The organism is Streptococcus mitis, from assembly GCF_047464035.1.
Lineage (GTDB): Bacteria > Bacillota > Bacilli > Lactobacillales > Streptococcaceae > Streptococcus > Streptococcus mitis_DX.
Map to the genome: position 1 here is coordinate 1 of NZ_JASHCQ010000032.1, position 16,222 is coordinate 16,222.

The 16,222-nt window shown below is 41.6% G+C and carries 15 protein-coding genes and 1 tRNA gene; 2 read left to right on the plus strand and 14 right to left on the minus strand.

Annotation, left to right across the window (positions count from 1 at the left end; genetic code table 11):
• Nucleotides 1-162: 162 nt before the first annotated feature.
• The 9 genes from QM818_RS08225 to QM818_RS08265 form a co-directional block, all read right to left on the minus strand.
• Nucleotides 163-1,059 (minus strand): DMT family transporter, encoded by an 897-nt coding sequence (locus tag QM818_RS08225; protein WP_414300146.1) that lies wholly within the window; start codon nt 1,057-1,059, stop codon nt 163-165.
• Nucleotides 1,060-1,067: 8 nt separating this feature from the next.
• Nucleotides 1,068-2,003 (minus strand): serine hydrolase domain-containing protein, encoded by a 936-nt coding sequence (locus tag QM818_RS08230; protein ID WP_414300147.1) that lies wholly within the window; start codon nt 2,001-2,003, stop codon nt 1,068-1,070.
• Nucleotides 2,000-2,725: a CppA N-terminal domain-containing protein gene (locus QM818_RS08235; RefSeq protein ID WP_414300148.1), complete on the minus strand. Its 726-nt coding sequence runs from the start codon at nt 2,723-2,725 to the stop codon at nt 2,000-2,002. Before QM818_RS08235 ends, QM818_RS08230 begins: the two co-directional genes overlap by 4 nt.
• Before the next feature lie 125 nt (nt 2,726-2,850).
• Nucleotides 2,851-3,756 carry an aquaglyceroporin Gla gene (gene gla, locus QM818_RS08240; protein ID WP_125386017.1) on the minus strand — a complete coding sequence of 302 codons (906 nt, stop codon included), beginning with the start codon at nt 3,754-3,756 and terminating at the stop codon, nt 2,851-2,853.
• 158 nt (nt 3,757-3,914) lie between these two features.
• On the minus strand, nt 3,915-5,081 hold the full coding sequence (locus tag QM818_RS08245) for an ATP-grasp domain-containing protein (RefSeq protein ID WP_414300149.1): 1,167 nt from the start codon (nt 5,079-5,081) through the stop codon (nt 3,915-3,917).
• Nucleotides 5,082-5,093: 12 nt separating this feature from the next.
• Nucleotides 5,094-5,834: an esterase family protein gene (locus tag QM818_RS08250; protein ID WP_261052613.1), complete on the minus strand. Its 741-nt coding sequence runs from the start codon at nt 5,832-5,834 to the stop codon at nt 5,094-5,096.
• A 20-nt stretch (nt 5,835-5,854) separates the two neighbouring features.
• Complete coding sequence (locus QM818_RS08255) at nt 5,855-6,679, minus strand: alpha/beta hydrolase (RefSeq protein WP_001076722.1); 825 nt, start codon at nt 6,677-6,679, stop codon at nt 5,855-5,857.
• A gap of 136 nt (nt 6,680-6,815) precedes the next feature.
• Nucleotides 6,816-8,030 (minus strand): tRNA uracil 4-sulfurtransferase ThiI, encoded by a 1,215-nt coding sequence (gene thiI, locus QM818_RS08260; RefSeq protein WP_261032564.1) that lies wholly within the window; start codon nt 8,028-8,030, stop codon nt 6,816-6,818.
• An 8-nt stretch (nt 8,031-8,038) separates the two neighbouring features.
• Nucleotides 8,039-9,181, minus strand: coding sequence for a cysteine desulfurase family protein (locus tag QM818_RS08265; protein ID WP_414300150.1), 1,143 nt, complete (start codon nt 9,179-9,181; stop codon nt 8,039-8,041).
• A 138-nt stretch (nt 9,182-9,319) separates the two neighbouring features.
• Between QM818_RS08265 and QM818_RS08270 the strand changes: the two genes are divergently transcribed.
• Entirely contained in the window at nt 9,320-9,751 is a 432-nt protein-coding gene (locus QM818_RS08270; protein ID WP_414300151.1) for a DUF6556 family protein, read from the plus strand.
• Between the two features lie 44 nt (nt 9,752-9,795).
• Here QM818_RS08270 and QM818_RS08275 read toward each other — a convergent pair whose 3' ends face one another.
• The 4 genes from QM818_RS08275 to QM818_RS08290 form a co-directional block, all read right to left on the minus strand.
• Nucleotides 9,796-12,099: a DNA translocase FtsK gene (locus tag QM818_RS08275; RefSeq protein WP_414300152.1), complete on the minus strand. Its 2,304-nt coding sequence runs from the start codon at nt 12,097-12,099 to the stop codon at nt 9,796-9,798.
• Nucleotides 12,100-12,187: 88 nt separating this feature from the next.
• Entirely contained in the window at nt 12,188-14,140 is a 1,953-nt protein-coding gene (locus QM818_RS08280; protein WP_414300153.1) for a fructose-specific PTS transporter subunit EIIC, read from the minus strand.
• The gene (pfkB, locus tag QM818_RS08285) at nt 14,137-15,048 is read right to left on the minus strand and encodes a 1-phosphofructokinase (RefSeq protein WP_414300154.1); all 912 of its coding nucleotides are present in this window, start codon (nt 15,046-15,048) and stop codon (nt 14,137-14,139) included. Before pfkB ends, QM818_RS08280 begins: the two co-directional genes overlap by 4 nt.
• Nucleotides 15,045-15,785 (minus strand): DeoR/GlpR family DNA-binding transcription regulator, encoded by a 741-nt coding sequence (locus QM818_RS08290; protein ID WP_261075277.1) that lies wholly within the window; start codon nt 15,783-15,785, stop codon nt 15,045-15,047. The genes pfkB and QM818_RS08290 overlap by 4 nt, the downstream gene beginning before the upstream one ends.
• 161 nt (nt 15,786-15,946) lie before the next feature.
• On the opposite strand from QM818_RS08290, the gene QM818_RS08295 reads away from it, so the two are divergent.
• A tRNA-Ser gene (locus QM818_RS08295) sits at nt 15,947-16,034 on the plus strand.
• Nucleotides 16,035-16,126: 92 nt separating this feature from the next.
• Here the strand turns inward: QM818_RS08295 and QM818_RS08300 are convergent.
• Nucleotides 16,127-16,222 (minus strand): IS3 family transposase (locus tag QM818_RS08300; protein WP_195327149.1); only part of this gene is annotated, 96 nt, incomplete at its 5' end.

Sequence of the window (16,222 nt, forward strand, 5' to 3'; positions counted from 1 at the left end):
CATATGAATCTTTCTAATGAGTTGTTTGATCGCTTTTCATTATAGATCTTATGGGACTTTTTTTCTACACAAAAATCGGCTCTATAATATCTATAGGGGGTTACCCACTACAAATATTATAGAGCCGAAAAAACTCTCTGTCATCACGGACAAAGAGTCTTTTTATTTTTCCAAGAGTAAATCTTTCAAAGAAATCAGAGTTACAGCAAACAATATCATTGCCATACCAAGAAAATCAATGGGATAAAATTGTTCATTCATGATTAGAAAGGCAAAGAAAACCGCCGAAATTGGCTCGATCGAAGCCAACAAGCTTGACTTAACTGGTCCAATCAAACTGGCTCCCTTTAAGAAGGCTGTATAAGCAAAGACAGTCCCGATAAGGATAATGCCCGCAAACGCAAGGAGAAAATCAAGACTAGTCGGTATAGTGGTCTGTAGAACCCCTGTAAAAGGAAGGGCGACCAAACCTGCTATGACCATTCCCACACCTATGACCAAACTGCTCCCCCACTTCTTAATCAAGGATATGGGCAAAATGATATACAGAGCATAAGTCAAGGCAGAAAAGAGACCCCAAAATAGGCCAGAATGTGTAATAGATAACTGGTCCAACTGACCATGGGTTGCAATAAGAAAGGTCCCTCCGATAGCTAATATGATAGAAACTATCTCTCCCAGTGTCGGTGCCACCTTATCTTTGATACAGCTATAAATCAAAATCCCAACAGGACAAACATACTGAAGCACTGTTGCGGTACCTGCATTGGTTTCCTGAATTGCAGACAAATAGGCAAATTGATTGAGAAAAAGACCAATCAGAGCAAAAACGAGAAGAGACAACAAACTTTTTCTATCCTTTAAAAAGGCCAGCATTTTATCCTTTGCAGTAGCATAAGCCAAGAACATGAGAATTCCACCGGCTATTAAAAGGCGTAAGTTGGTCAAGACCAACGCCGAAATTCCGTGTGCCATCAGATACTGGCCACTCGTTCCTGACAAGCCCCAAGCAATACCAGCAACAACTGTTAATAGAGTCCCTTTTAAACTATTTGACATGTCTCTCCTTACTCTTCTTTACGAATCAAGTCCATCACTTGATTGCGGTCTAAAATCCATTGAGCCCTCTCATCCTTTTCATAGGTACGATTCGATAGAAAAATAGCCGCTTCTTGCTTCTGACGATTCCACATGATAAAGGTACCTGTATAGCCCGTATGGTCTAGCCAGTCTCCTTCCAAATTCCATGCTAAAGAACGTTCCTTGTCATTCAAAGGAGAAAAATTTTGACTCAAATCTCTTGAAAAATCGTCCTCTAAATAGTGTTCTAAAAAGATTTGTAAATCCTTCACAGTCGAAAACAAACCAGCACTACCAGCATGTCTGCCCAAGAGACGAGCTTTGGGATCATGCACTATGCCTGCCTCTACACCTCTGACTGTTGGAACAGCAAGCTCAACAGGCCCAAACTGGGTTTCATTCATTCCCCAAGGTTTCAAAACTTGTTCTTGTAAAATTACATCCAGGTCTTGATTAAATATTCTTTCCAAAATAAAGCCCAAAAGCAAAAAATGGACATCCGAATAAAGAAAGGCTGGCTGACTTCGTCTGTTGAGATGAAACATCGCTTTCTTTAATTCAGGGGCTGTTAAAAGATCACGATTAGGAATAAACGGATCAAGATTTGTAGCGTGAGTTAAGAGCTGGCGAATAGTGATGTCTGAATAATCACTCTCAGCTAAAAAATCTGTTACCGGTCTATCAATATCTAATTTGCCTTTTTCCCACAAAAAAGTAAAAACTGTGCCAACTCCAACAACCTTGCTAACACTAGCTAGGTCATAAACAAGTCCTACCTCAGTCTGTAGGCCATGCTCTGGGTCACTCTGGCCGACATAGACCTCCGTCCATTGATTGTCCTTAAAATACGCAAAAGAGGCTCCGGGATAAATCCCTGCCTCGATTTGTTCTTCTATTTTTTTAATAATCTTGGTCCACTTCATACTTCTTCAAACCACAATTCAACATTATTTCTATCTTTTCCAAGGAAGAATTTTTTAGACTTAGGAATAAAATATTCGGTAGACTCAAATCTCTTACGAAGACTTGCTATGTCTAATTCATTGACCAAGAACTTAAGCATAGATAAGTCCCAAGTAACCGTATTGTCCACAGTCAAATCCTGCCCCTGAGCTGGGATAAAATCAAGTGATGCCCCCATTTCAGATGATTCCAAGAAACTTTCGATATCAGTTGGAAGGTGTAATTCCATAGAAATCTCAAACTTACTCAAAGAAATTGATTCCAAATCTGTTCGAAATTCAGGCTTTTCTTCTACTTCTACTAGACTGGCTCTATCATCTTCTGCATGAATCAAAATTAAATCATCTTCTGGTGAGAAAACTTCAAATGCGTAGCCATTATTCCCCTTATATAATTGACGAATCGAATCTGTTTTAGATAATAGTCCTTCAATTTCCAAAGGATTTTCTACCTTGACAATCAATCTAGCCAGCTTTTTTCTTCCCTCTACCTTACGAGTTCGCATACTTGGAGATTCTTCTAAAACCAGCTTTTCTAGACCTGTTTGATCACCTAGTGATAGAAAGGCCGATTCTTCTAACAAGGCCTTCATACCAAGGGTTTCAATATAAAATGTTTCATTTAATTTTCTATTATTAACTTTTAAAGTAGGAATAATCCGTACAATTTGATTTACATTCATAAATTCCTCCAACTCTTTTATTTTAAAGGATTTTAGAATTTTTTACAAGATATTATGCTCAAATTTACCGATTTTTCGTAAAAATTTCATATAAAAAAACCGAGGATTTCCCCGGTTTCAATGTCTTATAGGTAAAGGAATTTGAAGATAGCTACTGCCGCAATTGCTGCTGCGATCGGTGCTACTACTGGTACCCAAGAGTACCACCATTTTGAATCACCTTTGTGCTCACCAAGAACTGATTTTGGAAGGAAAGCATGAAGGAGACGTGGTCCCAAGTCACGGGCTGGGTTCAAGGCAGGTCCTGTAGGTCCACCAAGTGATGTTACCAAGGCCATAACAAGGAATCCAAGTGCCAAGTGAGCAATTCCAAGACCAGATGTCATAAATGGTGCCACTTGTTCTTTAGCTTGGTCAAGTGCTGCTGTTACTTGCTCTTGAGGAATTGTTTGACCTTGAGTAGTTGCTTGAGCAACTTGAGCATTGATAGCTGCTTGTGCTTTTGATACTAGTTCAGCACCAAAGAAGTTTTTAGTCATTCCAAGAGCTGCAAAGAAAAGAACAAATGAACCAACAAACTCGTTTACAAAACCGTTAACAGTTGCTGCGAAACGTGCTTCTTTTGTACCATTATCCAAACTTGAAATGGTTGAGAAAGTACCCAAGATATTGTTTGGATTTTCAGTTTTCAAGTAATATGGGCGGTGTGTTGCCACAACCAAGGCTTGACCAAAGATAGCACCCAAAACTTGTGCAATGATATAAGGCGCTACTTGTGCCCAAGGGAAGAGACCGCTGATCGCAAGTCCAAGAGTGAAGGCTGGGTTGATGTGGTTACCTGAGACGTTACCAAACATCAAGGCTGGAATCATAACCCCCATACCATAACCAACAGCGATAACGATCCAGCCACTTTGGTGACCTTTCGTACCTTTAAGTTCAACGTTGGCAACTGCACCATTTCCAAGAATGATCAAAATAGCAGTGGCCAAAAATTCAGTGGCATATTTAATTGCCCATGTGAAATCCATTTGATAGATTCTCCTTAAAATTTTTTAGACAATCCTTATTCTATCAATTTTTATATCTTTTAGCAATATGTTTTCTAAAAGAATATATGAGAAAGCGGTTTTATTTCTTATAAAAAACAAAAGGATTAAGGGAGTAATTTTCCTTAATCCGAAAGTTCTTATTCTTGACGTTGTCCGAAATCTGCAATCATTTGCTCCATTTCTTGTCGACTCGGAGTTGTCAGCATATAAAGGTAATCTCCTTGAAGTTCCGCAAAGGCAGCTGGCATGATTTTTTTAACCTTGAACTGCTGGCTGTATTTAGCAAGCAAGTCCTCCTCAGAATAGACATAGTGAGCATTTGCACGACGTGATGTAGCCAAACAATACTGAGGTTCAAAGTCTGACGCTGGAAACTCTTCTCCTGCGACAATAGCTGCATAGCCACGATAGAGATCCAAGGAATGAGCAAAATTATAAACATCAATTGTGAAACCACCTGCAGGACGATTATTGTACTCAATAGCGATGTAATCATCCCCTTCACGGAAAAACTCGATATGGAAGAAACGTTCTTTCATACCAAATTCCTTAACAATCGCTTCACCATATTTGCGCAGTTTAGGATCCATATCCTTGAGCACATAGTAGGAATTGTCCATCTTGTAAATCATGAGATCAAGTGGTGTATAGGCGTAGTCAAAGGTCGTTGAAAAGACGATTTTACCATCCTTGTCCACAAGACCATCAAAGGTACAGATTTCACTAGACGTGACAAATTTCTCAAAGAAATAAACGGTCGAATGGTCCCATTCTTGCTTGAAGTGATTGATATCGTCTTCTGTCTCAAGCTTGAAGGTGGCCGCTGCGCCCACTCCATTATCAGGTTTGGCAATCATTGGAAGGCCGATTTCTTTCACAGCTTGATCAACATCTGCTTCCGTCTTGATAACAGCTCCAGGTACCACGGGGACACCTGCTTTTTTGAAAAGTTTCTTCATTTCAGACTTAAATTTCGTCTTTTTGAGATCCTCTGGTTTGGCACCAAAGACATTGAATTGTTCTCTGAGTGTTGCATCCAGCTCAAGCCAGTATTCATTGTGAGACTCGATGCGGTCAATTGGGCCATGTTTATAAAAGAGAAAAGCAACTGCACGTTTGACTTCGTCTATGTTCTCAAGATTATCTACACGGAAATACTCGGTCAAGCTATTACGTAAAGGTTCATCCAATTGCTCATATGGTTCTTGACCAATTCCCAAGACTGTGATACCTTTATTAGCTAGCTCAATTGTAAACTGTTGAAAGTTTTGCGGATAGTAGGGAGAAATAACAAGGTAATTCATAGGTAACTCCTTTTATAAATAGAGATTTCCAAGGAAATAAGGCATTTGTTTGCGCCACCATTCCCAGTCGTGGGCGACATCGTGTCCCCATTCAGCAAACCAGGCTGGAATTTGTTTCTGGTCAAAGGCTTCTTTGAGCTTGTAAAAGGATGGTAGACCGTCTTGTTCCCATGCACCAAGACCCGTACACAGCACAATCTCTGCCTGACGATAACGGTCAATAAACCAGCCGTCGTTCTGGTTCCAGATATAATCTACTGGCGAGTTTTGGTAAATAGCATCGTCATTGTAGTAATCGCCGACAAAGAAACGTGCGTCGTAAACACCACTGAGAGCAATCACCTTGGTAAAGACATCTGGATGTTGGAGGAAAAAGTTGACTGCATGGTAGGCGCCCATGGAGCAACCTGTCGTCATCATACCATCAAACCAACCTGTCTTGTGCTTGATAAAAGGAATTGCCTCATCAATCACATAGCGCTCGTAGGCACGGTGCATTTCCGCTTGGTCGTGACCATTTTTCCAAGTGGCCAACCAGCTCTCACTGTCAACACTGGATAGGGTAAAGAACTGGACACGGCCTTCCTCGATAAAAGAAGCACAGGCATCAATCATGCCAAAATCATAGTATTCGTTGTGACTACCACCTGATGAAGCAAAAACCACAACTGGAATCCCAGCATGTCCATAACGGTTGAGGTACATTTCACGGTTGAGGTGACCACTCCAGTGGCTGAGGTTTTCAATATGCATTATCTTTCTCCTTTCCTAACTTACCATTTCTCTGCAAAAAATCTCAGACAGTCTGGTAAATTTTCCGACCATGGAATCTCACTATGGATGGCACCAGACTGAACTTTCAAGACAAGATTATCTAAGTGTACCCCACCTGCTATCAAATCATGGTAATACCGAAGAGACGAATCGATATAGGCTTGTTTGATATTACCAGCCATCAGGGTTTTGTCCGTATCATCTGCTTCTTCTGTTCCAACATAGATAAAGATACGCTGGTCAGGCAATAATTTCTGGAGTTCAATATAGCGATTAAAGGCGTCTTGGTGAAGCCAGTTAGCAGATGAAAAGACGCCTAGACAACCAATTTGGTCTTGGTATTCCAAACCGATAAACTGGGTAATATTGCCGCCTAGTGATGAGCCAATCATAGCCGTATGCTGGCGGTCAGCTTTAGTACGGTAGGTCTCATCGATAAAAGGTTTGACCACCTCCATGACAAACTCGGCATACTCCACACCCTTACCACCAAACTGCTGCCCTGAGATAGGAGATTCTTGGAACTTCCAAGCCGCATACTCATTCATCCGCCCCATACCATCATTGTCAATGGCAACGACAATCATGCGACTGATATCAGGATTTCGCTTAATAGCTGGGATAATCTTCCATGAATGGCCAATGAAAGACTCCTTGCTATAAAAAACATTTTGCCCGTCATGAAAGTAAACAACAGGATAGGAACGATCCGTGTCTTTCTCATAATCTTTAGGAAGAAGAACACGTACACGGCGTTCCTTACCTGTATAAGGAACCTTGAGTTTGTGTTCTTTCATTTTTAAATAAAAGTAGGATTGATTCATTGTCAGAAAACTCTCTATATTCAAAATTTTATCTCATTATACCATAAAAATAGAAAAAAAGTTAGTTTTGCTTCCGTTTTTGGAATTAAAAACTAACTTTTTCATTTAATTTTCTAAATTCTTTTGGATTTTCTGATTAGAGCAGATTGTCAATCAAGTCATCCACTTCATCTTTTTCAGCTTGAGGTGTGATTTCAGTGATCATGATTCCAGCCACTGCTCGCTCAACCAAGCCTTCAACATCCATACGCGCTTCGTACTGCTCGGCATTCTTAATCTTAGGATTTGTTTTCGGACGGTCAGGTGCAAAAATCGTACAACAGTCCTCAAAAGGCTGGATAGAAATGTCAAAGGTATCAATTTCTTGTGCAATATCGATGATTTCCAACTTATCCATGGTCACAACTGGACGGATGATGGGAGTGTTGGTAACAGCATTGATAGCCTGCATACTTTCAAGGGTTTGGCTGGCTACTTGACCTAGACTTTCCCCATTGATGATAACCAAACCATTTCGTACCTCACGAATACGGTCGGTAATCCGCATCATAAAGCGACGAGTTAGAGTCATCAAATAAGCTTCCGGCGCCTTGACCTTAATTTCCTCTTGAATCTCTGTGAAAGGAACTTCGATAAACTGGATATTTCCCCCAAACTTGGTCAATTTACGGGTCAAGTCTTGGGCTTTTTTAAGAGCACCAGGACTGGTGTAAGGTGGGCTGGCAAAGTGAACTGCCTCAATATCTACCCCACGTTTAAGAGCAAGATAACCTGCTACAGGTGAGTCGATCCCTCCTGACAACATGAGCATACCTTTACCTGAAGTTCCAACTGGCAAACCACCAGCCCCACGAATGGTTTCATAAGAAAGGTAGGCTGCCTCTTCTCGAATCTCCACTTGGAGATTGATATCAGGACTTTTCATTTGAGCTTGTACGTTTGGAATTGCTTCGAAAACAGCTCCTCCAAGCGTTTGGTTGAGTTCACGACTGTCAAGTTCAAAGTTGTGGTCGCTACGCTTGCTAGAGATTTTAAAGGTCATGCCTTCCTTGTAGATGTCCTGCATAATCTCTTGGACAGAAGACTTCAAAACTTCTACAGATTTTTCAACCTTATAAACAGGGGAAAAGTTTTGAATTCCAAAAACTTGTTTGAGCGATTCTGCTACTGCTGTGTAATCTGCTCCATTGAGGTAAGCGTGGGCACGGTCACGATCTGCTGTTACCTTAACTTGGGGATAGATAGACAAAACGTCTGAAATATTATTGCGAAGTTTATTGATGAAACGCATACGGTTTTTGCCTTTGGTTGACAGCTCACCGTAGCGAATCATAATTTCTGAATACTGCATGAATGCTCCTATCTTACTTTTCTAGTTTGATTGTAAATCAATTTTAACTTGGTCAAAAACTGCTCAATCTGACTCATATCATTTTCAAGGTCTAGGCTTAAACGTACAGCTGACTGGGCCTTATCCTTGTCCACTCCCATGGCAATCAAAGTCCCTGCAGGCTTCCCTGCCTTGGATGAACAAGCAGAGGTCGTTGAGATGAAAATATCATAGTCTTCAAAGGCATGAACAATGACTTCACCGCGAACACCCTTGATTCCAAAAGTCAGAATATGAGGGGCAAAGTCTTCCTCATCTGAAAAGACAAAAATATCTGGATAGTCCAGAAGGGCTTGGCGAATCACTGCCTTCATCTGCCCAGTCTTGCTAGTAAAGAAACCTAGCTTTTCCATAGACAAACGGAGAGCCTTGGCTGTCGCTGCAATTCCTGCCACATTTTCAGTTGTTGAACGATAATCACGCTCCTGACCACCACCAGTCAACAGAGGTGTAATCTTCTTGCCAGACTTGATATAGACAAATCCAACACCTCGAACTCCGTGAAACTTGTGACTAGAGAAAGTCGCAAAATCCACTCGTTCTGTCAGATACTTTTCAGTCGGAATCTTGGCAAGTGCCTGAACCGCATCAACGTGGAAGGAAATAGTCGGCTTGTCTGCTAACAGTTCTGAAATAGCCTCAATGGGCTGAACAGAACCGATTTCATTGTTCACAGCCATGACGGAAACGAGGGTCGTATCAGGTCTTATCAAATCTGCTAGTGCCTCAACGTCTACAAATCCTTTGTTATCAACTGGAGCAAAATCTACCTCAAACCCTTGATTTTTCAACCAAAGGGCTGACTCTTTGACTGCCGGATGTTCAATGGCTGATACGATGATGTGCTTGCCAAACTGGGCTTTTTCAAAGGCCACACCCTTGATAACCCAGTTATCCCCTTCTGTTCCACCAGAAGTAAAGAAGATTTCATCACTTTTCTTGCCAATTAAATCTGCAATTTGCTGACGGGAAGCATCTAAAATTCGTGTTGCCTGGTCTCCCAAACGATGGAGACTAGATGGGTTTCCTAAAATTTTTGAAGCCACCTGCATATAGGTTTCAAGGGCTTCTGGATAGGGCTTTGTCGTCGCCGAATTATCAAAGTAAATCATGTTTTCTCACGCTTTCTAAAATCACTCCTTCTATTGTATCATGAAACGGAGCCTGCGACAAGAAAGGGCAATTCCTCTTTTTTTAAGATTTTTTTAAAGAAATGCGGTATAATAAGTTTTAATCAAAGGAGAGAATGTATGTCTAATTATCGTAGAACTTCAAAACCAAAAACAGAACACATCAAAAAAGGCTTTACAGTCTTTCAAAAAACCGTTGCTACTATCGCTAGTATCCTTGGCTTAATTACTGCTAGTATCACTATCATGAACGCCTTGGATAATAACAAAAATACTAAAAAAGAACCTACGACAACCCAGACGACAACAATTGTCAAAGAAATTCAAAAGGAATCCCCTCAGGAAAACACTAGTCCCAATAAGGAAACTAACACTACCCAAGAAAAAACACAGCAAGAGGAAACGCCAAAATCCAGCGTCAAGGAAGAGAAAAAAGAAGAGCAGAAAACAGCAACTCAGGATTCTTCTACTCCTACTCCAAGTAAACCTGCCACTGATAGTGAAAAACAGTCCAATAATACTCCAACTTCGGAAAATAAAACTAATCAATAATCACTAAAATAGCCTCCTTCCAAGCTTGGAAAGAAGCTATTTTTTTATTGTTGTAAAACTTTTCTTGGTTTGGTACCTTCAGCTGGGCCAATGACACCTGCCATCTCAAGTTCTTCCATAAGGCGGGTCGCACGGTTAAATCCAACTGATAAACGACGCTGAATCATAGATGCGCTGGCTTTCTGGGTCTCAATGACCAAAGCCTTGGCTTCTTCAAAGAGCGGGTCACCACCAGATTCACCATCTGAAAATTCACCTTCATTTTCAGAAACCTCACCTGGATCAAAACTCTCATCGTAGTCCGCATCAGCCTGAGCCTTGATGAAGTTTACGATACGTTCGACATCATCATCCGAGATAAAGGAGCCTTGGAGACGAACTGGATGATTTTCATCGATTGGTTTAAAGAGCATATCTCCACGTCCAAGCAGTTTCTCAGCTCCATTTTCATCTAAAATAGTACGGGAGTCTGTTCCTGATGAAACTGCGAAAGCGACACGAGATGGGACATTGGCCTTGATCAGACCAGAAATGACGTCAACGGATGGACGCTGGGTTGCAAGAATCATGTGGATACCTGCAGCACGCGCCTTCTGTCCGAGACGAATGATAGCATCTTCCACTTCCTTGCTGGCTACCATCATAAGGTCAGCCAACTCATCCACAATTACAACAATGAGTGGTAGCGGAACCTGCTTGTACTCAGACTGAGCATTAAACTCTTCTACCTTGGCATTAAAACCTGCAATATTCCGAACTCCCACCTTGGCAAAGAGTTCATAACGATTTTCCATTTCATCCACGACCTTTTGCAAAGCCTTGCTAGCCTTACGTGGATTGGTCACAACTGGAATCAAGAGGTGGGGAATATCATTGTAAACAGACAACTCAACCATCTTAGGGTCCACCATCATAAACTTGACCTGGTCGGGTCTTGCTTTCATCAGAATGCTAGCGATAATGCCGTTAACCGCTACTGACTTCCCTGAACCCGTTGAACCTGCAACTAGCAAGTGGGGCATTTTAGAAAGGTCAAAAGCTCTTGCGGTTCCATTAACAGCCTTTCCTAAAGGAATTTCCAAGAGATTTTCTGCTTTTGTTTGAGATTGTTCCCATAGTTCGCGGAAAGATACAGTCGCAATCTCAGAGTTGGGTACTTCGATTCCGACTAGGGATTTCCCTGGGATAGGTGCTTCAATCCGGACATCCTTGGCTGCCAAGGCTAGAGCGAGGTCATCTGCTAGATTGGAAATGCGGTTGACCCGTACACCCACTGCTGGTTTGACTTCATACTTAGTCACTGATGGGCCAATTTCAGCCCGTTCAACTGTTACCTTGATACCAAAGCTAGCAAAGGTTTCTTCTAGGATTTTGATATTTTCCCGAACGATTTTCTTCTCTTTAGACTGGTCTTTGGGTTTATCCGGTGCAAAGAGTTGTAAGCTTGGAAGTTTGTATTCAAGAGCCTCCTTGGCTGAAAAATCGACCTGAACATCTTCGTCATCAGAGTTATCTCCCTGTTCAGGGAATTCAAGTTCAGCTTGAGGCAGGATGATTTCTGGTTCTACCCACTCTTCTTCTGGAAAAGGTGGAACGTCAGGCACAACATCTGCTGTCAGAATTTCACCTGTTTCCATATCAATAGGAGGCAAATCGAGTAAGGCTTTTTCAGCCTCTTCTTGTTCTAATCTAGCCTCTTCCTCAGCCTTTTGGCGAGCTTTTTCTTCTTGTTTAACAAAGCGTTCCTCTTTTCGACGCTCATGCCCTTCTCGCCATTTGGCAAATCCTCTACTGAAGAATTCAGCAATATCGTAAACAGACCAAGGACTGATTAGGAGAGCGCCTGCTAAAATCAAGATAGAACCAATAAAGTAAGTGCCGATATTTGAGAAGAGAAAGGCTGTTGGCACATAGAGTCCAACACCAATCAAGCCTCCACCAGCAAAACTGGTCGTTCGAAAACCAGTTAAATCCGTCACAACCTGAGCCATGGTTCCTTTTAGAACGGACTTGCCCAAACCATATTTCCAAACTAAGTAGGCCTCAAAAATCAGGAGCAGGCCAGCAAATATGGTGAAAAATCCAGATAAGAGTCCTTCTTGTTTTCGTATCCACTTGAAAAAGAAGAGATAGAGCACAAGGCCAAATATTGCTAGATAAGCTAGGCTCCCCACCAATAAGCGAATTAAATTGTAAAGAGTGATACCTGCAGCCCCTAATTTAAAGGCCGCAAAAATCAATAAAAGCGCGATTCCCAAGGAAATCAACATTCGTTGAATCGCTTTTTTTCTTTCGAGTTCTGCTTTAGACGGTCTCCGTCTTGTTTTACTTGTATTCTTGTTTGCCATTCTTCCATTATACCATATTTCACAGGCATTTCGGAAAGAGAAAAAGACTGCACCAAACGGTCCAATCTTTTTATTTTCTATCTAAGTTTTATGCTTGAGGTTTGCGTAAGTAACCATAGACCACACCACTTACGATTGCTCCTACCAAGACAGAAACGAGGTAAAGAAGGGTATTTGAAGTAAGGGCGATAACGAAGATTCCTCCGTGTGGCGCCATGAGTTTGATACCAGTAAGACCAACGAGGCCTCCTGCTACTGCTGAACCAAGGATAAAGCTTGGGATCGCACGAGCTGGGTCAGCAGCACCAAATGGAATCGCTCCCTCAGTGATAAATGACAAGCCCATGATGATGTTTGTCAAACCAGAGTTACGTTCTTCTTTGGTAAATTTATCTTTGAAAAGAAGAGTTGCGACAAAGATGGCAAGTGGTGGCACCATTCCTCCAGCCATAACCGCTGCCATGGCTACGGAACCACCTGAAGAAACAGTCGCTGCAAGCGTACCTGTACCAAAGACATAGGCTGCTTTATTAACTGGTCCACCCATGTCAACAGCCATCATTCCACCAAGGACGATACCAAGAAGGACAGCTGAACCTCCTCCAAGACCGCCTAGGAAGTCATTCATAGCAGTGTTGATTGCTGCCATTGGGATATTCACAGCTAGCATGACAAATCCAGTCAAGATTGTTCCAAGAAGTGGCAATAGAAGGATTGATTTTGCACCTTCAAGTGAACGAGGAACTTTAACGTATTTCTTGATAGCAAGAACCAAAGCACCTGCGATAAATCCACCAACAAGGGCACCTAGGAAACCAGATGAGACACCTGCAAGAGTTGAAGTTGCTTCACCACCTGCGGCATAAGGAATTTTACCAAATGCAAAACCTTCTTTAGCAATAGCACCAGCCACGAAACCTGCTACCAAACCTGGTTTTTCAGCGATAGAGTAGGCAACATAACCTGCAAAGACTGGGAGCATCAAGCCAAAGGCTGCACCACCAATTTTCATGAACATAGAAGCTAACTCATGGTAAGAACCAAGATTGCCAAGGTTTTCATTTGGAACACCCAAAGCACCGTCAATCAAGAAGGCAAGGGCAATCATGATACCACCACCGATAACGAATGGTAACATTTGAGATACACCACTCATCAAGTGTTTGTAGAAGGCACCACCAAGGCTTTGTTTTTCGTTAGAGGCTGTTGCAGCTTTGGCTCCATTAGCAGCACGGTAGACTTCAGCATCTCCTGAAAGAGCCAAGTTAATCAATTCTTCTGTCTTACGGATACCGTCAGCAACCGGACGATTGATCAATGGTTTACCATCGAAACGATCCATTTCAACTGCCTTGTCTGCTGCGATGATAACAGCTTTAGCCTTACGAATGTCTTCCGCAGTTAGTTGGTTACCAACACCACTGGCACCGTTAGTTTCGACCTTAATTCCAACACCCATTTCAGCAGCCACTTTTTGAAGAGCTTCTTGGGCCATGTAAGTGTGGGCAATACCTGTTGTACAAGCTGTAACAGCTACGATAAAGTCACCAGTTTCATTAGCAGGTACTTGAACAGGCTCTTCAGTTTTTTCTGAAGCTTGGTCAAAAAGTTCGATAACTTGGTCAGCTGATGTTACTTGACGAAGTTTATCAGCAAAGCCGTCTTTCATCAAGTATTGAGACAATTCTGCCAATGCTGCCAAGTGGGTGTCATTGGCACCTTCTGGAGCTGCAATCATAAAGAAAAGATCAGTTGGTTGCCCATCCAAGCTCTCGTAGTCAACACCCTTATTTGACTTGGCAAAGAGAACTGTCGCTTCTTTGACAGCTGCGTTTTTGCTGTGAGGCATAGCAATTCCGTCACCCAAACCTGTAGAAGTCAAGGCTTCACGCGCCAAAATTCCTTCTTTAAAGGTTTCAAAATCTGTCACATAACCGTGGTCTGTTAAACTTTTAATCATCTCTTCAATGACAGCTGTTTTTTCAGTCGCCTGCAAATCCAGCAACATAACATCTTTTCTCAATAGGTCTTGAATTTTCATCTTTTTTCTACCTCAACTTTTTCATATGTTTCTTTAATAAATTCTGCTGTTGCTAAATCATCTGAGAAGGTGGTTGCCGTTCCACAAGCCACTCCCCATTTGAAGGCTTCTACTGCATCTTTAGATTTGACAAATTCACCTGTAAATCCGGCAACCATAGAGTCACCAGCTCCAACTGAATTTTTGACTGTTCCCTTGATAGGTTTTGCGAAGTAAGCTCCCTCAGATGTGACAAGAAGAGCACCGTCACCAGCCATAGAGATAATGACGTTTTGAGCACCTTTAGCCAGTAACTGACGAGCATATTTTTCAATTTCATCTAAACTTTCGAGTTTCACTCCAAAGATAGCTCCAAGTTCGTGATTGTTTGGTTTTACAAGAAGTGGCTGGTAGTCCAAACTATCAATCAAGGTCTGTCCTTCAAAATCACAAACCACCTGCGCACCAGTCTGACGGGTCAAGGCAATTAGCTCCTTGTAGATAACATTACCTAGATTCTTAGCACTTGAACCCGCAAATACAACCGTGTCTTCTGCAGTCAAACTAGACAAAATAGCTTTCAATTCTTCTAACTGGGCTGGTTCCACATTTGGACCAGTCCCGTTTATTTCTGTTTCTTGGTCTGCTTTGATTTTAACATTGATACGAGTATCTTCTGCCACTTGGACAAAACGTGTCTCGATTTCTTCCTCTGCCAAAGTATCTGTGATAAATTTACCAGTAAAGCCACCGATAAATCCAATCGCTGTATTTGGAATATCCAAGCGTTTCAAGACACGACTGACATTGATTCCTTTCCCACCAGCAAACTTATCATCACTGTCCATACGATTGACACTACCGACTTGGACTTGGTCCAAACGAACGATATAGTCAATGGATGGATTGAGTGTGACTGTATAAATCATACTTCTATTACCTCCGTTTTCTCCTTAATAGCCTGCAAGAGCTCATGCCCTTGACTTGTGATAACAATAGCTCGTTTGAGTGGTGCTACCTTGGCAAAGCAAGTTTGTCCAATTTTTGACGAATCCACCAAGACATAGGTCTGTTTGGCATTTTCTAAAATAGCACGCTTAACAGCTCCCTCCTCCATATCAGGAGTCGTATAATAGCCATCGTCCACACCATTCATCCCGATAAAGGCACGGTCAAAGTGCAATTGGTTAATCTGGTTAAGAGCAACGCCCCCGATGCTAGCATCTGTTGCCATCTTGACACTTCCTCCAACCATGACAGTTGGAATCTGCTTTTCAACCAACTGAGCTGCATGGTGAATAGAGTTGGTCACGACTGTGACATTCTTATTAACCAATTCATGAATCAAAAAGGCTGTCGTTGTTCCAGCATCGATAAAGATAACATCTTGTTCCTTGATGAGAGAGGCTGCTTTCTGAGCCAGCAACTTCTTCTCTTGAAGGTTTTTGACAGATTTTTCTTGAATGGTTTCTTCTTCCTGCAAGGAGTGGGGTATTTCTGCTCCACCATGCACGCGACGAAGCTTGTTTTCCGCTTCCAACTCATCCAAGTCTCTTCGAACCGTTGATTCTGAGGTCTCTAGCAAACTAACTAATTTTTCTAGAGAAACTACATGATGTTGATTTAACTCCTCTAAAATCAGTTGTTTCCGCTCTGTTTTTAACACTGAATCACCTCCTGTTATCGTTTACACTATTCATTCTATCACACTTTCTTTCAAAGTCAAGCATTTTTTATCATTTTCTTTCAAAATCTATCATTTTTCTTATTTCTAGAATTTTTATTGCAAGATAGGGGCCTTTATGGTAGACTATTTGAGTAAGTATTGGAAGATTACTCAAGAGGCTTAAGAGGCCGTGTTGGAAACGCGGTAGGCGTGTAACAGCGTGCGTGGGTTCGAATCCCATGTCTTCCGTTTATTTTAAAAAAGATACCCAAGAAATCTTCCGTTTATTTTAAAAAAGATACCCAAGAAATGTACTGACCCCAAAAAGTTAGACAATTAATTTAAGCAAAGGATTTAGTTCTGTATTGTACAGGGCTAAGTCCTTTTAGTTTTACCTTAATTCGTTTGTTGTTGTAGTAATCAATATAGTCTACAAT